At 63.3% G+C, this 19375-nt stretch carries 15 protein-coding genes; 11 read left to right on the forward strand and 4 right to left on the reverse strand.

Going from position 1 to position 19375, the window contains the following annotated elements; genetic code table 11:
- Positions 1 to 25 precede the first annotated feature (25 nt).
- Together ACEPP2_RS13080 and ACEPP2_RS13085 are read right to left on the reverse strand one after the other, a co-directional pair.
- Positions 26 to 1714, reverse strand: a complete 1689-nt coding sequence (locus ACEPP2_RS13080) for a catalase (protein ID WP_172973712.1) — start codon at positions 1712 to 1714, stop codon at positions 26 to 28.
- A 164-nt stretch (positions 1715 to 1878) separates the two neighbouring features.
- Complete coding sequence (locus tag ACEPP2_RS13085) at positions 1879 to 5493, reverse strand: hydantoinase B/oxoprolinase family protein (protein ID WP_395516864.1); 3615 nt, start codon at positions 5491 to 5493, stop codon at positions 1879 to 1881.
- Positions 5494 to 5692: 199 nt separating this feature from the next.
- Here ACEPP2_RS13085 and ACEPP2_RS13090 point away from each other — a divergent pair, with 199 nt between their 5' ends.
- The 5 genes from ACEPP2_RS13090 (at position 5693) to ACEPP2_RS13110 (ending at position 10060) form a co-directional block, all read left to right on the forward strand.
- Positions 5693 to 6277 carry a TRAP transporter small permease gene (locus tag ACEPP2_RS13090; RefSeq protein ID WP_395516865.1) on the forward strand — a complete coding sequence of 195 codons (585 nt, stop codon included), beginning with the start codon at positions 5693 to 5695 and terminating at the stop codon, positions 6275 to 6277.
- A gap of 2 nt (positions 6278 to 6279) precedes the next feature.
- Positions 6280 to 7596 (forward strand): TRAP transporter large permease, encoded by a 1317-nt coding sequence (locus tag ACEPP2_RS13095; protein ID WP_395516866.1) that lies wholly within the window; start codon positions 6280 to 6282, stop codon positions 7594 to 7596.
- Positions 7597 to 7613: 17 nt separating this feature from the next.
- Positions 7614 to 8603 (forward strand): TRAP transporter substrate-binding protein, encoded by a 990-nt coding sequence (locus ACEPP2_RS13100; RefSeq protein ID WP_395516867.1) that lies wholly within the window; start codon positions 7614 to 7616, stop codon positions 8601 to 8603.
- Positions 8604 to 8659: 56 nt separating this feature from the next.
- Positions 8660 to 9181, forward strand: coding sequence for a winged helix DNA-binding protein (locus tag ACEPP2_RS13105; protein WP_395516868.1), 522 nt, complete (start codon positions 8660 to 8662; stop codon positions 9179 to 9181).
- A 186-nt stretch (positions 9182 to 9367) separates the two neighbouring features.
- On the forward strand, positions 9368 to 10060 hold the full coding sequence (locus ACEPP2_RS13110; RefSeq protein ID WP_395516869.1) for a L,D-transpeptidase: 693 nt from the start codon (positions 9368 to 9370) through the stop codon (positions 10058 to 10060).
- 18 nt (positions 10061 to 10078) lie between these two features.
- Here the strand turns inward: ACEPP2_RS13110 and ACEPP2_RS13115 are convergent, their stop codons facing one another.
- Positions 10079 to 10903, reverse strand: coding sequence for an alpha/beta hydrolase (locus tag ACEPP2_RS13115; RefSeq protein WP_395516870.1), 825 nt, complete (start codon positions 10901 to 10903; stop codon positions 10079 to 10081).
- 218 nt (positions 10904 to 11121) lie between these two features.
- Between ACEPP2_RS13115 and ACEPP2_RS13120 the strand changes: the two genes are divergently transcribed.
- From ACEPP2_RS13120 to ACEPP2_RS13145, 6 genes are all read left to right on the forward strand, one after another.
- A complete protein-coding gene (locus ACEPP2_RS13120; RefSeq protein WP_395516871.1) occupies positions 11122 to 12750 on the forward strand; it encodes an AMP-binding protein in 1629 nt (542 codons plus the stop codon).
- A 180-nt stretch (positions 12751 to 12930) separates the two neighbouring features.
- Positions 12931 to 14070: an ABC transporter substrate-binding protein gene (locus tag ACEPP2_RS13125; protein WP_152341441.1), complete on the forward strand. Its 1140-nt coding sequence runs from the start codon at positions 12931 to 12933 to the stop codon at positions 14068 to 14070.
- A 9-nt stretch (positions 14071 to 14079) separates the two neighbouring features.
- Positions 14080 to 15003, forward strand: coding sequence for a branched-chain amino acid ABC transporter permease (locus ACEPP2_RS13130; RefSeq protein WP_395516872.1), 924 nt, complete (start codon positions 14080 to 14082; stop codon positions 15001 to 15003).
- Between the two features lie 7 nt (positions 15004 to 15010).
- Complete coding sequence (locus ACEPP2_RS13135) at positions 15011 to 15985, forward strand: branched-chain amino acid ABC transporter permease (RefSeq protein ID WP_281977790.1); 975 nt, start codon at positions 15011 to 15013, stop codon at positions 15983 to 15985.
- Positions 15978 to 16727 carry an ABC transporter ATP-binding protein gene (locus ACEPP2_RS13140; protein WP_077548472.1) on the forward strand — a complete coding sequence of 250 codons (750 nt, stop codon included), beginning with the start codon at positions 15978 to 15980 and terminating at the stop codon, positions 16725 to 16727. The genes ACEPP2_RS13135 and ACEPP2_RS13140 overlap by 8 nt, the downstream gene beginning before the upstream one ends.
- Positions 16727 to 17410, forward strand: a complete 684-nt coding sequence (locus ACEPP2_RS13145; protein WP_172977792.1) for an ABC transporter ATP-binding protein — start codon at positions 16727 to 16729, stop codon at positions 17408 to 17410. The genes ACEPP2_RS13140 and ACEPP2_RS13145 overlap by 1 nt, the downstream gene beginning before the upstream one ends.
- On the opposite strand, the gene ACEPP2_RS13150 is transcribed toward ACEPP2_RS13145, so the two are convergent.
- Complete coding sequence (locus ACEPP2_RS13150; RefSeq protein ID WP_395516873.1) at positions 17395 to 19371, reverse strand: 3-hydroxyacyl-CoA dehydrogenase NAD-binding domain-containing protein; 1977 nt, start codon at positions 19369 to 19371, stop codon at positions 17395 to 17397. The two genes, ACEPP2_RS13145 and ACEPP2_RS13150, sit on opposite strands and share 16 nt — an antisense overlap.
- Positions 19372 to 19375: the final 4 nt, after the last annotated feature.

Consider the following 19375-nt stretch of genomic DNA (forward strand, 5'->3'; position numbering starts at 1 on the left):
CCCTCGTGGAGCCGGCCAGCAGGGGTCATTCCGCCGCCTGGCTCCGGGTCATGCCCTCGTTCGGCAGCTTGCCCATCAGGACTTCCTCGGCGGAGGCCTTGTAGTTCTCCACCGAACTCGTCCACTGGCCCCAGACCGTCGGATCGATCTTGTCGCCATTGTTGCCCAGGTTCTGCAGGCGCCTCTGGTCCTCGTCCGTGAGGACCTGCTTCGGCAGCGGACCAAGCTTGCTGACGTCCTCGGCACTGATGCCGAGCTTCTCGCCGACGCGACGTCCGTAGTCGTCATGGACGAGGAAGAAGTGCCAGACCATGCGCTCCTGGACGTCGCGCTCGCACTGGCCGAGCAGGTCGCCCATGTTGAAGACGAGGTCGTCGCGTTCCCAGTCCATCATCGTGCAGTAGCGGCCACGCGCCTGGACATAGTCGTTACGACGCTCCAGCACGCTGCGCGTCAGCCGCCCATGGATCTCCGGCGGATTGTTCGGCTGCTCGACCGGGCTCTCGGTGAGGCCGTTGTGGATCGACGGCTCGTAGTTGACATGCGGGTTCTGGCCCGGCGCCATCTCACGGCGATAGGACATCGTACCGCCGGAGAGGTTGGTCGCGACCTTGGCGTTCTTCGCCTGGTTGACCGGCAGCTGCAGGTAGTTCGTTCCGACGCGATAGCGCTGCGTGTCGGAATAGGAGAAGGTGCGGCCGACCAGCATCTTGTCGTCAGAGAAGTCGAGGCCATCGACAAGCACGCCGGTGCCCATGGCGATCTGTTCGTTCTCGTTGAAGAAGTCCTCGACATTGCGATTGAGCGTCATCGTGCCGATGTGGCGGAGCGGGAAATCCTTCTCCGGCCAAATCTTCGTGTCGTCCAGCGGATCCCATTCGAGCTCCGGATGATCATGGTCTTCCATGATCTGCACATACATGTCCCACTGCGGATACTCGCCCCGTTCGATGGCGGTAAAGAGATCCTTGGAGGCCGAGCCGAAATCCTGGCCCTGCACCTTGGCCGCTTCCTCTGCGGTGAGGCTCGCAATGCCGCAGCGTGGATGGAAGTGATACTTGACCAGACAGGTCTCACCCTGGGCATTGACCATCTTGTAGGTGTTGACGCCAAAGCCCTCCATGTGGCGATAGCTTGCCGGAATGCCGCGCGGCGAGAAGAGGTGCGTCAGCATATGCATGGATTCAGGCGTCTGCGACATGAAGTCGAAGATGCGGTTCGGCTCCTGCCGGAAGGTCACCGGATCGGGCTTCAGGGAGTGAATCACGTCCGGGAACTTGATTGCATCGCGGATGAAGAAGATCGCAAGGTTGTTGCCGACAAGATCCCAGTTGCCGTCTTCGGTATAGAACTTGACGGCAAAGCCGCGTGGGTCACGCGCAACCTCTGATGAATCGCGGCCGCCGATCACGGTGGAGAAACGGATCGCGAGCGGCGTCTTCTTGCCGGCCTGCTGGAAGAGCTTGGCCCGAGTGTACTTCGAGGCCGGCTCGTCGCCGATCTTGCCGGTCGCCTCAAACTCCCCATAGCAGACGAAGCCGCGTGCGTGGACAACCCGCTCCGGAATACGCTCCCGGTCGAAATGGGTGATCTTTTCGAGGAACTGGTAGTTCTCGAGCGTCGCCGGACCACGTGAGCCTACCGTGCGCTGCGACTGGTTGTTGGCGATCGGATGGCCCTGACGGTTGGTGAGGACCCTGTCGCCGCCGGACATGTTCTTCTCGTCCATCGTCTTCCCTCCTGTTTTCTTGGAGTTTAGGAGGGCGCGACGATACCCGCACGCCCCCGTGAGGAAACACGCGGACGACCAATGGGTTCCCGGAGCGACCGGAAAACGGAAGCGGACGGCGTCGTGCCGCCGCCCGCTCAGCCTTAACGTCAGTTGCGGGTTCCATAGCCGCCGCCGGTGGGCGTGACGACGGTCACCGCTTCGCCGGCCTCGAGGATTGTCTGGCCGCAGCCGCCGAGGTCTTCCAGCTGGCCATCGAGCCGACGGACGATGGTCTGGCCGAGCTCACCGGCCTCGCCTCCCTCAAGTCCATGCGGCCGAATGGTGCGGTGGGAAGAAAGAATCGCGCAGTCCATCCTCTCCAGGAAGCGGATGGTTCGTTTCGTCCCATTGCCGGCCGACCACCTGCCCTTGCCGCCGGAGTTCTTCCGGATGTGGAAGTCCTCGAGCAACACGGGATAGCGCGTCTCCAGGATTTCGGGATCGGTGAGGCGCGAATTGGTCATGTGGACATGCACCGCATCTGTGCCGTCGAAGCCCGTCCCATCATTGAAGACGCCAGCGGGCGAGCCGGAGCAGAGCGTTTCATAGTACTGGTAGGTTTCGTTGCCGAAGGTCAGGTTGTTCATCGTGCCCTGGCTCGCGGCGATCGCACCGAGAGCGCCGAACAGGGCATTCGTGACGTGCTGGCTGGTCTCGACATTGCCGGCAACGACCGCGGCCGGATATTGCGGCTTCAGCATCGAACCCTCCGGCACGATGATGCGGATCGGCCGCAGGCAGCCGGCGTTCATCGGGATCGAGCTTTCGACCATCACGCGGAAGACATAGAGAACCGCCGCGCGGGTGACGGGCTCGGGAGCGTTGAAGTTGTTCGGCTTCTGCGGACTTGTGCCGGTAAAGTCGACCGTCGCCTCGCGTTTTTCCTTGTCGACGGTGATCTTCACCCTGATTGTGCTGCCCTGGTCGGTGTCGTAGGAGAATTCGGAATCTCCGAGCTTCTCGACGACCCGGCGCACGCTCTCCTCCGCATTGTCCTGCACATGGCCCATATAGGCCTGCACCACGTCCAGCCCGAACTGCGCAATCATCTTGCGCATCTCGTGCACGCCCTTCTCGTTGGCGGCGATCTGGGCGCGCAGGTCCCCGACGTTCTGGGCGACATTGCGTGCGGGATAGGGGTGATCGGAAAGAAGACGGGTAATGCCGTCCTCGTCGAAGCGTCCCCGGTCGACCAGCAGCACGTTGTCGAAAAGAACACCCTCCTCGTCGACGGTGGTGGCGAGCGGCGTCATGGAGCCGGGAGCGGTGCCGCCGACATCCGCATGATGGCCGCGCGAGGCGACGTAGAAGAGAATATTCTTGCCCTCGCCATCGAAGACCGGCGTTACCACGGTAATGTCCGGAAGATGGGTTCCGCCGTTATAGGGCGCATTCAGGGCGAAGACGTCACCCGGACGTATCTTTCCCTTGTTCTGGGCGATGACGGATTCCACCGAACGGTCCATCGAACCCAGATGCACCGGCATGTGCGGCGCATTGGCAACCAGCGCGCCGTTCTCGTCGAAGATGGCGCAGGAGAAGTCCAGCCGCTCCTTGATGTTCACCGACGACGCCGTGTTCTGCAGCGTCACGCCCATCTGTTCTGCGATCGACATGAAGAGATTGTTGAAGACCTCAAGCAGCACCGGATCGGCTTCCGTGCCGACCGCCTTGCTGCGCGCGAGCGCCTTGACCCGCTTCAGCACGACATGGTCGAGCGCGGTGATCTCGAACGCCCAGCCATCCTCGACGACGATCGTCTGGTGCGGCTCGACGATGAGACATGGCCCTGCGGCCCGGGCGCCGGGGACGATGTCGGCGCGGCGGTAGACAGGTGCCTGGCGCCATTCTCCGCCAGAGAAGAAACGCGTTTCCTCTGTGGCAGTGGGAGCGGCGTCGTCGATGGCATTGGTAGGTTCGGTGGGTTCGGCACCGCCGCCGATGGCTTCGACTTCATAGGATTCGAAGATGATCTCGCGGTTCTCGAAGATGAAGCCGAACTGTTTGCGATGAAGCGCCTCAAAGACCTTCGTCATTTCAGAGACTGAGGACACGGGGACCGCAAGGGTCGTGTCGGTGCCCTGGTAGCGCAGGTGGGCGCGATGCAGGACATCGGTGTCGGCTTCGATCACGCCTTGCGCAGCCATCTCCTGCAATACGCTCGCTGTCAGCTCGTCGCGGACTGGCGGCAGCGCATCCAGAGCCTCGCCGAGAGCGACGGAAACTGTCTTCTGGCGGGTGGCGCGAATGTCCGCAAGTCCCATGCCGTAGGCGGACAGGATGCCGGAGAAGGGGTGGATCATGACGGTCGAGATGCCGAGCGCATCGGCCGTGAGGCAGGCATGCTGGCCGCCGGCACCGCCGAAGCAGGTCAGTACGTAATTGGTGACGTCGTAACCGCGCTGGACGCTGATCTTTTTCACCGCATTCGCCATGTTCTCGACGGCGATTGCCAGGAAGCCATCTGCTACTTCTTCCGGTGTACGCCCGTCGCCGATGATCATGGCCATGTCCTCGAAGGCAGCGCGAACGGCAGCTGCGTCGAGCGGCTGGTCGCGGTTCGGGCCGAAGATCTTCGGGAAGAGTTCGGGCGAGAGCTTGCCGAGCATGACATTGGCGTCGGTGACGGTGAGCGGCCCGCCGCGGCGATAGGCTTTCGGGCCGGGATTGGCTCCGGCGGAATCCGGCCCGACGCGGAAGCGCCCGTTCTCGAAGTGGAGGATGGAGCCGCCGCCGGCCGCAACGGTGTGGATGGACATCATCGGCGCGCGCATCCGAACACCGGCAACTTCCGTCTCGAAGGACCGCTCCAGCTCGCCATCGTAGTGGGAGACGTCCGTCGACGTGCCGCCCATGTCGAAGCCGATCATGCGGTCAAAGCCGGCGAGCCTTGACGTCTCCACCGCGCCGACGACACCGCCGGCGGGGCCGGAGAGGATGGCGTCCTTGCCCTGGAACAGGTCAGCAGCCGTGAGGCCACCCGAGGACTGCATGAACATCAGACGCGCCCCCCCTTCGGCATCAGCGCCGAGTTCGGACGCTACCTGCTCCACATAGCGGCGCAGGATCGGCGAGAGATAGGCGTCAACGACTGTCGTGTCGCCACGGCCCACCAGCTTGATCAGCGGCGAGACCTCGTGGCTGACAGAGACCTGGGTAAATCCGATCTCGCGTGCCACCTTGGCGGCCAATTGCTCGTGCTGCGGGTACCGGTAGGCGTGCATGAAGACGATCGCGACGGCGCGGAATCCGGCATCGAACTGCGCCTGCAGGTCCCGGCGGATGACGGCTTCGTCGGGCGCTGCCTCGATTTCGCCATCGGCCCGCACGCGTTCGTCGACTTCCACCACGGCGCTGTAGAGCAGTTCCGGCTTGATGATCTTCTTGGCAAAGATGTCGGCCCGCGCCTGATAGCCGATCGCCAGCGCATCGCGGAAGCCGCGCGTCGTCACGAGCAGCGTTTTCTCGCCCTTGCGTTCGAGGAGGGCATTGGTCGCAACCGTGGTCCCCATCTTGACCGCACCGATCGCGCCGGCAGGGACAGGTTCGCCCGGCTTTAGCTTCAGGAGTTCCCGGATTCCCTGGACGGCAGCATCCCGGTAGGCCTCGGGATTTTCCGAGAGGAGCTTGTGGGCGATCAGCGAACCATCCGGCCTGCGCCCGACGATGTCGGTGAACGTGCCGCCGCGATCGATCCAGAAATCCCACTTGCCGCTGGTCATGACGAGCCCCTCGTTGATTGCTTTTCCCTTACGAATACATTTCGTCGATAAAACGTCAATGATTGATTGACAGCAAAATGCTCGTTGCTGCATCATGCCGCCACAACGGGCAAAGAAGCCGCCAGAGCTTCGTCCGGCCACGGCAACCGAGGGGAGCCGACCATGTTTGACTGCCGTATTCCAGACGGGAGGGCCATCTGTGTCCTCCATTGATCCACGCCATAGCCTTTTTCCCGAGTGGCTGAGGAAGGCGCTCGACGGTCTCTACCTCGCCGCGGGCTGGCTCGCCGGCATCTTTCTAGTCGCAATCTTCCTGATCATGCTGTCGTTGTCTGCCGGACGGCCTCTCGGCATAGACGTGCCGGCTGGGGACGACTTTACCGCCTGGTGCATGGCCGCGACGGCATTCCTCGGGCTTGCTCATACCTTCCGGTCTGGGGAGTTGATCCGTATGGGACTGCTCATCGACCGGTTTGACGGCGCGTCGAGAAAGCTGATCGAGATTGCCTGCACGGCTATCGGTGCCGCCGCCATTTCCTATTTCGCCTGGTACGCGATCGAGATGACGGTGTTCTCCTGGCGGTTCAACGACGTCTCGATGGGCGTGATTGCGGTACCGCTGTGGATCCCGCAGTTCGGCATGTCGGCTGGCCTTACCATTCTCGCGATCGCTTTCGTCGATGAACTTGTCCACCTGCTGTTTGGCGGTGCTCCGCGCTACGAAAAGCCGAAGGCGGAAAGCCCGGACGAGATCATTGAGCGCGTCATGGAAAGTGGGGTGTGATCATGGATGCCCTGTCTCTGATCGAAGTCTCCGGGCTCATCCTTGGCGCCCTTCTTTTCCTCCTCGTCGGCGGCGTCTGGATCGGTATCGCGCTGCTCGTCTGCGGCTTCGTGGCCATGCAGTTCGCGCCCGCCGGCATTCAGATCGGTGCGGCGCTGGCCACCAATGCCTGGAGCGGGACCGCCTCCTGGAGCCTTGCCGCCTTGCCGCTCTTCGTCTGGATGGGCGAGATTCTCTACCGCACGCGGCTGTCCGATGAAATGTTCCGCGGCCTGTCGCCATGGCTGAACTGGCTTCCCGGGCGCCTGATCCACGTGAACGTGCTCGGCTGCGGGCTTTTCGGCGCCGTCTCCGGCTCCTCCGCGGCTACCACGGCCATGGTCGCCAAGATTACGCTGCCGGAGCTCAAGAAGCGTGGCTATGACGATATGATCAGTCTTGGCTCGCTTGCCGGTGCCGGAACGCTCGGCTTCCTGGTGCCGCCGTCGATCACCATGATCGTCTATGCGGTTGCGGCGAACGTCTCCATTATCCAGATGTTCATTGCCGGCCTCATTCCGGCTGCCATCGTCATGGTGCTCTACATGACCGCCATCGTCGTCTGGTCGCTGATGAACCCGGACAGGAGCCCGCCACCGGCGCCGAAGACCAGCCTGGCCAGCAAGCTCAGGGAAAGTCTGAACCTTATCCCGCTGGCTCTCCTGATCATGACCGTCTTCTCGGCCCTGCTCATGGGCTGGGCCACGGCAACCGAATGTGCCGCATGGGGCGTGCTCGGGTCGCTGGTGATTGCCGCGTGGCAGCGCGCGCTCACCTGGGAGAGTTTCAAGCAAAGCGTCATGGGTGCGACCCGCATGACGGCGATGATCATGCTGATCCTGACCGGCGCCGGCTATATGTCGATCGCCATGGGCTATACCGGCATTCCAGCCGCGCTGGCGAGCTGGGTGGACGGCTTCGGCCTCAGCCCCTATGCGCTGATTGCGGTCCTGACGATCATGTACATCCTGCTCGGCTGCGCCATCGACGGACTGTCGATGATCGTGCTCACCACGGTCGTGGTGCTTCCAATGATCCAGCAGGCGGGCTTCGACCTCATCTGGTTCGGTGTCTTCCTGGTCCTGATGGTCGAGATGGCGCAGATCACGCCGCCCGTGGGGTTCAATCTCTTCGTGCTGCAGACGATGAGCGGCCGCGACAGCCTGACGGTTGCCCGCGCGGCGCTGCCTTTCTTCTTCCTGCTTGTGGCGACTGTCGCCATCATCACGGTCTTCCCGGACATCGTGATGGTTCTGCCGCGAATGGCATTTCCGGGGTAACGCAAAGGGGAATGACAATGAACTTGCACATGCGATCGATCGCCCGCTGGGGCATGACGGCAGCCGCACTCGCGCTGGGAGCGGGCGCGGCACTCGCTCAGACGGAATGGGTCCTGCCATCCGCCTATCCGCCGGCGAACTACCACACGGAAAACCTCATGCAGTTCGCCTCCGACGTGGACGCAGCGACGAATGGCGAACTCAAGATCACCGTGCATCCCGGTGCCGCACTCTTCAAGGCACCGGAAATCAAGCGCGCCGTGCAGACTGGTCAGGCTCAGGCAGGCGAGGTTCTGATCTCGCTGCACGAAAACGAGAACCCGGTCTTCGGGATCGACGTCGTGCCCTTCCTCGCCACCAGCTTCGAGGAATCGAAGAAGCTGTGGGAAGCGTCGAAGCCTACGGTGGAGAAGGCGCTCGACGAGCAGGGCCTGAAGCTTCTCTACACGACGCCATGGCCGCCCCAGGGCATCTACACCAAGAAGGACGTCAACACCGTCGCTGACCTCAAGGGCCTGAAATGGCGCGCCTATAACGTCGGCACGTCGCGCATCGCCGAACTCGTCGGCGCACAGCCGGTGACGGTCCAGGCTGCCGAGCTTCCGCAGGCACTGGCGACCGGGGTGGTCGACGGCCTGATGACCTCCAGCGCCACAGGCGTCGATTCCAAGATCTGGGAATCGCTCACCCACTACTATGACACGCAGGCCTGGATACCGAAGAATGTCATCTTCGTGAACAAGGGCGCGTTCGAGGCGCTGGATCCGGCCGTGCAGATAGCGGTCACGGAAGCTGCGGCAGCAGCCGAAGAGCGCGGCTGGAAGCTCGGTGTCGAGAAGACTGCGGCATACATGGAGACGCTGAAGTCGAACGGCATGCAGGTTCTTGCGCCCAGCGAGGAACTGAAGAGCGGCTTGGCGGAAGTCGGCGCCCAACTCACGGAAGATTGGCTGTCCAAGGCCGGCGACGAGGGCAAGGCTATCATAGACGCCTACAAGAAGATGTGATGCAAGAAGCGCCGCCGGGCTTACCGGCGGCGCTTTGATTTTCGGGAGGAGACATCATGCCTGCCAAAAAGGATGATCTGGGCCCCATCGTATCCTCGGGCCACCTGGCGAGCGGAGCGCTGCCGGCGCTGTCGGAGATCGAGTTCGGCCTGATCATGCTGAACCATGCCTTCAACCGATGGATGGTGCGGTGCATGGCGGCGGCCGGGGTGCCGGACCTTTCGCCTGTCGACATCCTGGTGCTTCATAACATCAACAGCCGCAACAAGCCGAAGACGCTTGCCGACATCTGCCTCGTGCTGAACATCGAGGACACGCACGTGGTCACCTATGCGCTGAAGAAGCTGGAGCGGATGAAGCTCATCAAGTCCGGTCGGCGCGGCAAGGAAAAGCTGGTCATGGTGACCGAAGCAGGTGCGGAATACTGTGCACGCTACAAGGCGATGCGCGAGAGCCTGCTCGTCAACTCCGTCCTGGCGACCGAGGTCTCCGCTGACACTCTCTCGGAAGTCGCTGCACGGCTTCGAGCCCTCTCCGGTCACTACGACCAGGCGGCGCGCGCCGCGGCTTCGCTGTAGGCCCCGACAGTTCGGTCGCTCCTGGCCAACACTGCCCAGCAGTTATCTGTGCCCTTCCGGCAACAGCAAGTGATATTGCCGCTTCAGCCAAGGGATAAGCGAAAAGCGACACAATTGGGACAGCACTTTGTGGTGCTCGGGATGCGGGAGGTCACACTGAGATGTGCCTTGCGCACGGGACGTACCATGACATCGAATACCCTTTGCCGGCGTAGCCTGGCATTCCTGCTCCTTCTTGCGCCGCTTTCCGCCTGCACGACCCATTCGACCCAGCCCGCGCCTCCTCCAGTCGTTGCAGCGCCCGCGTTCGAAGCTCCCGTCGAACCGGAGGAACCCGCAGATCCTGCCATTATGTATGGCGAGAAGTTGGATCACGGCTTTCAGATCGCCGCCGTCGACGTGTCGAAACTGCCGGACGAGCGGCGCCGGCAGGAGGTCGACTACGCGACCACCGAGGCTCCCGGTACGGTCGTTGTCGATCAGTCCGCCCGCTACCTCTACTTCGTCATGCCCGGGGGCAGGGCGATGCGCTATTCGGTTGCCGTCGGCCCTGCCAGCCGCAACTTCACGGGAGAGGCGATCATCGACCGCAAGGCGGCATGGCCCAGATGGACACCGACGGACAGCATGATCAAGCGAAGCCCCGAACATTACGGCCGGTTCAAGGATGGTGTTGATGGCGGGCCGAGCAACCCGATGGGCGCCAGGGCGCTATACATCCAGAAGGACGGCGTCGACACCTACTATCGTGTCCACGGCACGAACGATCCCTCCTCGATCGGCAAGGCAGTCTCCGCAGGCTGCATCCGCCTTCTGAACCAGGATGTCATGGATCTCTACGAACGAGTGAATATCGGCGCGCGCATCGTGGTGCTCTAGGCGCCCCGCGGTTAGGCTCTAAGAGAGCAGCGTCTGCGTTAGCGGATGATGGGGATCGGCCAGCCCGTCGATCACGTTGAAGTGGTGGCGGTCCGGTTCCTCGACGACTTCGGTCTCGGCGCCAAGGCCCTTCCAGATATTGGCGAGCAGCGCGTTCTGGCGGAGGAATTCCGATCGCTCCGCGCCGCCCACCCAGCAGGTCAGCCTGGCGGCCTGCATCGGCTCGAGAAGTGCCGGGCTTTCGCGCCATGCCTCCTGCCGGTCGATGTTCAATTGCCTGTTCATGGCCGTGTGCATCAGCGGCCGCAGGTCATGCAGGCCGGAAAGCGATACGGTGTGCACAATGCGGCTGCGGACCTCTTCCGGCAAGGGAGAGGTCACCGTGATCATCCGCGTCGCGAGATGGCCGCCGGCGGAGTGCCCGATCAGCCGTATGGGTCCGGCGACGAGCTCTGCCGCCTGCTCGACCGCGTTGGCCACCTCAAGGGTGATCCCGCCAATGCGGATCTCGGGGCATAGCGTGTAGGAGGGAATCGCGACGGCATAGCCCAGTTCCACCGCGCCGCGGGCGAGATGGGACCAGTAGGACTTGTCGAGCCGCAGCCAGAAGCCGCCATGGATGAATACGACGAGGCCGCCAGGTTCGGTGGCTGGCAGGAAAAGATCTATCCTGTTCCGCGCGCCGTCGCCGTAGTGAAGATCAAGCTTCGCATGCCCCGCTTCCTCCAGCGCATGCCGGTAGTCCCGCGCCGGACCCACCCAGAGATCCGGCCAGCGATCCCCGCCGGGGATGTTGGGTCCGTTGGCATAGGCATCGTCCCAATCGGATATCCGGTGTTGCATGTGGCCCTCAGTATCATCCAGTCGCATCCATAGTTGCATCTGGCTGCCATGAGAGGAAGGGGGTGAATGGCTGCCGGTCCAAAATTATTACAAACTTAAAATTTCTCTCTTGCCAGCGCGCGGGAGCGGTGCTTTTCTGGTGAAAAGGCAAAAATGCCGCGGCCGCAGCACCGGATATTGTCGGGTTGCGGACCAGAAGAACGCATGGGAACTCAATGATGAAACTGGGACCGACAGGCCATCTGGACACGTTTGCGCGCGACCATCTCCCGCCGCTGGACCAGTGGCCGGAGCTTCTTCTCGACGGCTTCGACTATCCCGAATGGCTGAACGCCGGGGTCGAGTTGACGGACCGGATGGTCGAGCGCGGCTTTGGCGACCATACTGCGCTGATCGGCAACGGACGTCGCCGGACCTACAAGGAGCTTTCCGACTGGACGAACCGCATCGCGCGGGCTCTGACGGAAGACTACGGGCTGAAGCCGGGCAACCGGGTGCTGATCCGCTCGGCGAACAACCCCGCCATGGTCGCCTGCTGGCTTGCGGCAACGAAGGCCGGCGCCGTGGTCGTCAACACCATGCCGATGCTGCGCGCCGGAGAGATCGCCAAGGTGGTCGACAAGGCCGAAGTCACCATGGCGCTTTGCGACACCCGGCTGATGGACGAACTGGTGGCGGTCGCCAAGGAAAGCCTGTTTCTGGAGCAGGTGATCGGCTTCGACGGCACGGCCAACCACGACGCCGAACTCGATCGCGCCGCCCTCGACAAGCCGGTCAAGTTCGAGGCGGTGAAGACGGGACGGGACGATGTCGCGCTGCTGGGCTTCACCTCCGGTTCGACTGGGGTGCCGAAGGCGACCATGCACTTCCACCGCGACATCCTGATCATCGCCGATGCCTATGCGAAGGAAGTGCTGAAGGTTACGCCGGACGACGTCTTCGTCGGTTCACCGCCGCTTGCCTTTACCTTCGGCCTCGGCGGTCTCGCGGTCTTCCCGCTGCGCTTCGGCGCGGCAGCCACGCTGCTCGAGCAGGCGACGCCGCCGAAGATGATCGAGATCATCGAGACCTACAAGGCGACGATCTGCTTCACTGCGCCCACTGCCTACCGCGCCATGCTTTCCGCCATGGATGAAGGCGCCGATCTTTCCTCACTCCGCGTCGCGGTGTCGGCGGGCGAAACACTGCCGGCTCCCGTCTATGACCAGTGGGTACAGAAGACCGGCAAGCCGATCGTCGATGGCATAGGCTCGACAGAGATGCTGCACATCTTCATCTCCAACCGGCTCGACGATTCCAAGCCTGCCTGCACGGGCAAGCCGCTCACCGGCTACCAGGCTATCGTCGTCGATGACGACATGCGCGAGGTGTCGCGGGGAACGATCGGCAAGCTCGCCGTCAAGGGGCCCATCGGCTGCCGCTATCTCGCGGACGACAGGCAGCGCGACTACGTGCGCGACGGCTGGAACCTTACCGGCGATTCCTTTGTGCAGGACGAGGAAGGCTATTTCCACTTCGCCGCCCGCTCCGACGACATGATCGTCTCGGCCGGCTACAATATTGCCGGTCCGGAGGTCGAGGCGGCTCTGCTGAAGCACGAGGCGGTTGCCGAATGCGCAGTGATCGGAGTTCCGGACACGGAACGTGGCCATATCGTCGAGGCGCATGTCGTGCTGGTCGATCGTCGTGCGGCGTGCGATGCCATGGCGAAGCTCCTGCAGGAGCACGTCAAGAAGGTCATCGCGCCCTACAAGTATCCGCGCTCCATCGTCTTCACCGATGCGCTGCCGAAGACGGAGTCCGGCAAGATCCAGCGGTTCCGGCTGAAGCAGGCGAGTGCCGCATGAGCATTTACCGACATTCTGCAAAAGCGCATTCCAGCGGCTTCGCCAGTGGACGTTCTTTTGCAAGTATGGAAGGTATCGGGAATGCCGGTCGGTGATGACATCGGGCGGATATTCGGGCTGCGAGATCGAGGGGTCCGCGCCTGGGGATGGGGTCATAAGAACAACTGGGAGTTCGAGACAATGAAGAAACTGGTTTCCGCCGCCACGCTGGCGCTCAGCATGAGCGTTTCCGGCCTTGCCTTCGCCGAGCCTGTCAAGATCGGCATGATCACGACGCTTTCGGGCGGCGGTGCCGGCCTCGGCATCGACACGCGCGACGGCTTCATGCTGGCAATCAAGCAGGCAGGCAACAGCGAGATCGAGGTCATCACCGAGGATGATGGACAGAAGCCGGAACTGGCCGTCCAGATCGCCGACAAGATGATCCAGAGCGACCAGGTCGACATCCTGACCGGCATCGTCTGGTCGAACCTGCTGATGGCGGTGGCGCCGAGCGCAGTCGCTCAGGGCAAGTTCTATGTCTCCACCAATGCGGCGCCGGCGGCGCTTGCGGGCGAGAACTGCAACCCGCTCTATTTCAACGCGGCCTACCAGAACGACAATCTTCATGAAGCCATGGGCGAATACGCCAACAAGGACTACAAGAAGATGTTCATCATGGCGCCGAACTACCCGGCCGGCAAAGACTCGCTGACCGGGTTCAAGCGCTTCTACAAGGGCGAGGTGGGTTCGGAAGTCTACACTCAGGTCGGCCAGACTGATTATGCCGCCGAAATTGCCCAAATCCGCGCTTCCGGCGCCGACGGCGTCTTCGCTTTCCTTCCCGGTGGCATGGGGATCGCGTTCATGAAGCAGTATGCGCAGTCCGGCGTGAACATTCCAATCATGGGCCCGGGCTTCTCCTTCAGCCAGGACGTGCTACCAGCAATCGGGGATGCCGCACTTGGGGCGAAGGCATCGGGCCAGTGGGCTCCGGACTTCGACACCGATGTCAGCAAGAAATTCCTTGCAGACTTCAAGGCTGAATACGGCCGGCTGCCTTCCATCTATGCGGTTCAGGCCTATGACGCGGCACAGCTGATTATCTCGGCTGCCGCCAAGGCGGACGTGAAGGACACGGAGGCTTTCCGGGCAGAACTCCTCAAGGCCGATATCCAGTCGCCTCGGGGGGACTTCAAGTTCAACACGAACCAGCATCCGATCCAGGACATCTACCTGACGGAAGTGGTGAAGGGCGAGGACGGCGTGCTGACCAACAAGACGGTGGAGAAGATCTTCGACGACCACGAGGATGCCTACGCAAAAGACTGCAAGATGTAAGGCTGGCTGGTGACTCTCGCACTTGCTCTTGAGCAGTTGCTCAATGGCCTTCAGCTCGGCGTCATGTTGTTTCTCATGGCTGCCGGGCTGACGCTGATCTTCGGCGTCATGGGGCTGATCAATCTCGCGCATGGCTCTCTCTACATGGTCGGCGCGTTCGCCTGTGCGGCGGTGGCTGCGGCAACGGGCTCCTTCTGGCTCGGCCTCATCGCCAGCCTCGCCTGCGCGGCGGCGGCCGGAGCGGTCGTCGAGCTGCTGGTCATCCGGCGGCTCTACGATCGCGACCACCTGGACCAGGTTCTGGCGACCTTCGCGCTGATCCTTATGTTTTCGGAAGGGACACGCTGGCTGTTCGGCTCGTTTCCGCTTTATCTCGATATCCCGCCGCTTCTGCAGGGCGCCGTGGCGCTGCCCGGTGGTGCGCAATACCCCGTCTATCGACTGGCGATCATTGCCGCCGGCGCACTCGTGGCCTTCGGCCTCTATCTCCTGATCAGCAAGACGCGGCTCGGCATGCGCATTCGCGCCGGAGAAAGCGATCGCGAAATGATCGGCGCTCTCGGCGTCGACATCCGCACGCTCTATACGGTCGTCTTCGCCCTGGGTGCAGCGCTTGCGGGCCTTGCCGGCGCCATGGTTGGCGCGCTGCAGTCGGTCCAGGTCGGCATGGGAGAGCCTGTCCTCATCCTCGCCTTCGTGGTGATCGTCATCGGCGGCATCGGCTCCATCAAGGGCGCGCTCCTGGGAGCGCTGCTGGTCGGAGTCGTCGACACCATGGGCCGCTTCCTGCTACCACAGATGCTGGCGCTGTTCGTGCCGCCTTCGCAGGCCGGAATGATCGGCGGTGCTGCGGCATCCATGCTCATCTACGTAATGATGGCGCTCATCCTGGCGATGAAGCCGCGCGGGCTCTTTCCCGCCGCTCACGCGTGAGGCCGCCATGCTGACCCGGGAAATTCTCGTCAATCTGATCCTGGCTGCGCTGCTGCTTGCGGTGCCGCTCATGGCCAATGCGTTTGGCCAGCCTTTCTACGTCACGCTCGCCACCCGCGTCGCCATCCTGGCGCTGGCGGCGACCGGCCTCAACCTCGCGCTCGGGCTCGGCGGCCTTGTATCCTTCGGCCACGCGGCCTTCTTCGGCATTGGCGGCTATGCCGCCGGCATCCTGGCGACCCATGCCTTCTCCGGCGATCCGCTCCTGCTTGGCCTGTCCGGCACCAACCAGATGCCGGTGATCTGGTTGGTGGCCATGCTCGTCGCGGGGCTTGTGGGGCTCTTGATCGGCCTGATCAGTCTTCGGACGTCCGGCGTCTACTTCATCATGATCACGCTCGCCTTCGCGCAGATGGTCTACTATTTTGCGATCTCCTGGCCGGCCTATGGCGGCGAAGATGGCCTCTCGATCCTGGTGCGCAACCAGTTCCCGGGCGTCAACACGATGAAGCCGGTAAGCTTCTTCCTGATCTGCTACGCGGTGCTGATCGTCGCGCTCGGCCTCTTCGTGCTGATCCGCGGATCCCGCTTCGGTTCGGCGTTGCAGGCGGCGCGCCAGAACGAGGTGCGCGTCGCGACCGTCGGTATTGCACCCTATCGAATCCGCCTCGCGGCTTTCGCGATCTCCGCGGCCCTGACGGGACTGGCCGGTGCCCTGTTTGCCGACCTCAACCGCTTCGTCAGCCCCTCCATGCTGTCCTGGCACATGTCCGGCGAACTCATCGTGCTGATTATCCTGGGCGGCACCGGACGGTTGTTCGGGCCTCTCGCGGGTGCGGCTCTGTTCGTGATCTTCGAATACGTCCTCGGTGGCTTGACGGAGCGCTGGCAGTTCTTCCTCGGCCTGATCCTGCTCGGTACCGTGCTCTTCGCGCGCGGCGGGCTCCTCGGGCTTCTGGCCGGAAAGGCGCGTCATGGCTGAACCGGTTCTTGAACTCTCCGATGTCGTGAAGAGCTTCGGCGCGCTCAGGGCGACGGATCATGTCTCGCTCGACCTGAAGCCCGGGGAGATCCATGCCCTGATCGGACCGAATGGTGCCGGCAAGTCGACGCTCATCCACCAGATCTGCGGCACGCTGCGGCAGGATTCTGGCACCATCCGCCTCGCCGGCAAAGACATCGGACATCTCGGCGTCGCAGAGCGTTCCCGGCTTGGGCTCGGCCGCACCTTCCAGGTATCCTCGCTGGCGTCGGAATTCTCGGCCTTGCGCAACGTCATGCTGGCGGTGCAGGCGCAGCAGGGCACGAGCTTCCGCTTCTTCAAGCCGGTGATGCGCGACGCGTCGTTGATAGACCGGTCGATCGCGATGCTTGAGCGGGTCGGCCTGCAGGACCGAGCGCGTATTCCCGCAGCCGAACTGTCGCACGGCGAGCGTCGGCAACTGGAAATCGCCATTGCGCTGGCCCTCAATTCCAAGGCCTTCCTGCTCGACGAGCCGATGGCTGGCATGGGACCGGAAGGGTCGAAGGCGTTGACCCACTTTCTCCATAGCCTCCGGCAGGAAGCCCCGATCCTGCTCGTGGAGCACGACATGGATGCCGTCTTCGCGCTGGCGGATCGGATTTCCGTGCTGGTCTACGGCCGGGTCATCGCCACCGGCACGGTCGAAGAGATCCGGCGCGATCCGGCTGTGCGGACTGCATACCTGGGAGACCATGCCTGATGCTGCTCGACGTTTCCAAGATAGAAGCCTCGTATGGGGCGAGCCAGGCGCTGTTCGGAGTGGATCTTGCGGTCGAGGAAGGTCAGGCCGTCGCTCTCATGGGTCGCAATGGAATGGGCAAGACGACGACCATCAGGGCCATCTGCAACCTCAACCCGCCATGTGCCGGAACCGTCCGGCTTGCGGGTACCGATCTCAAGGGCAAGCCATCGCATCGCGTCGCCAAGCTCGGCATCGGGCTGGTGCCGGAGGGGCGGCGGTGCTTTCCAAACCTCACGGTGCATGAAAACCTGATTGCGGCCGCACGGCCCGGCGCCTGGAGCCTGGAGCGCGTCAATGATCTCTTCCCCCGCCTTGCCGAGCGTCACGCGCAGATGGCACGGTCGCTCTCCGGCGGAGAGCAGCAGATGCTGGCAATCGGCCGTGCGCTGATGACCAATCCGCGCCTGCTGATCCTCGACGAGGCGACGGAGGGACTTGCGCCGGTCATCCGACAGGACATCTGGGCAGCAATCCGCAAGCTGAAGGCCGAGGGGCTCTCCATCCTGGTGGTCGACAAGACGCTGTCGGAACTGCTGCCGGTCGCCGACCGCTGCGTCATTCTGGAAAACGGACGGAGCGCCTGGCATGGAACGCCGGCGGAACTGTCCGCCGACCTGCAGGACCGTTATCTCGGCGTCTGAGTAGCGACGAACATGGGCCCGCCCTTGTGGGCTGGAAAGCCGTAGCCGTTGATCATCACCAGATCGATGTCGCTCTCGCGAGCGGCAATACCGTCCTCAAGCAGCTTCCTGCCCTCAGCGGCCATTGCGGCAAGCAGACGGCCGACGATCTCTGTGGCAGTGAAGCTGCGCGGTGTAATACCCTTGCTTGCGCGGCACTGCACGATGATCTCAGTCACGACCGGATCCACCTGCCGCTTCCCCTCGGGATAGGCATACCAGCCTCGTCCGGCCTTCTGGCCGAGCCGGCGGGCTTCGCAGAGCCGATCCGCAATCTCGACATAGCGCTCCGACGGAACCCGCTTTGCTGCCTGTCGCTTGCGCCGCGCCCAGGCGATCTCCAGCCCGGCCATGTCATAGACGGCGAAGAGACCCATCGGGAATCCATAGTCTTCCAGCGCTGCGTCGATCTCATGCGGCAAGGCGCCGTCCTCCAGCAGGAACTCGGCTTCGCGTCGATAGGCGGAGAAGATACTGTTGCCGATGAAGCCTTCGGTGACCCCGGTGACGATCGGGAGTTTTCGGAGTTTCTTCGCCACCGCAAGCCCGGTCGCCAGGACATCGGGGGCCGTGCGGGCGCAGCGCACGACCTCGAGCAGTCGCATGACATGCGCCGGTGAGAAGAAATGCAGGCCAAGCACGCGCTCCGGGTGGGCCGTGGCAGCGGCGATCTCGTCCGGGTTCAGGTAGCTCGTATTGGTGGCGAGGATGGCGTCGGGCCGGATGACCCTGTCCAGGCGGCGGAAGAGATCGATCTTGACGTCGAGATCGTCGAACACTGCCTCGATCACGAGATCGCAGGGAGCAAGATCGGCATCGGCTGCCGTGACCGAGAGGCGGCTTTCCTGCGCGTCAAACATCGCTTGGTCGATCCGCCCGGCGGACAGGTTCTTCTGAAGAAGCCCGAGAATGCGTTCGCGACCCCTGGCCGCTGCCTCATCGTCGCGGTCAAGCCCGACCACGCGATAGCCGGCACTGAGCGCAGCGACGGCGATACCGCTTCCCATCAGGCCGAGGCCGGCAATGCCGATCGTCTCGACCAGGCGAGGGGGAACACCCTCCAGATCCTCCACCTTCGACGCCTGCCGTTCTGCAAAGAAGACATGCCGCAGCGCGGCCGCCTCGCCGCCGTCGCGGAGCTTGAGGAAAGTGGCCCGCTCGTCAGTCAGCCCTTCAGCGACCGGTCGCGCGGCCGCCTCCACAAGACGGATGGCTTCGGCGGGCGCCTCTTGCCCGCGCGGCTTGACAAGGATCCTCGTCTTCGCCTTCTCGACGGCGGCGCTGTCGGTTGCCGGAACCGCCAATTGGCCGGTCCGGCGCGGGTCACGGCCGGCAAGCCGTCGAACGGCCACAAGGGCTGCCTCTACCGTGCCGGCATCCGCGATTTCATCGATCAGGCCGAGTACGTGCGCTTCCTTCGCCTTCACGCTACGGCCGCTGCCGATCAGGTCGATCGCCGCAGGGATGCCGATCAGCCGGGGCAGGCGCTGGGTACCGCCCGCACCCGGCACGATACCGAGCTTCACTTCGGGGAGCCCCATCTGAGCAGCCGAAGACGCCACCCTGTAGTGGCAGCCGAGCGCGACCTCCAGACCGCCTCCGAGGGCTGCGCCGTTGATGGCCGCGACGGTTGGTTTCTCGGAGTCTTCCAGCCGCTCTATGACGGCCGGCAGGATCGGCTCCACGGGCGGCTGTCCAAATTCCCGGATGTCGGCGCCGCCGATGAAGGTCTTTCCAGCTCCGGTTATGACGAGCCCGAGGATGCCGGCGTCACCAGCGGCACGGTCCAGTACTGCCACAAGGCCGGCGCGGACATCGGTCGAGAGCGCATTGACCGGCGGATTGTCAATGATGACGACGAGAATATCGCCCTGGATCTCGCCGCGTACGGTGTCGGAGAAACGGATCGCGGCGGCTTCCATCGGC

This window comes from Pseudorhizobium flavum, from assembly GCF_044142885.1.
GTDB lineage: Bacteria > Pseudomonadota > Alphaproteobacteria > Rhizobiales > Rhizobiaceae > Neorhizobium > Neorhizobium flavum.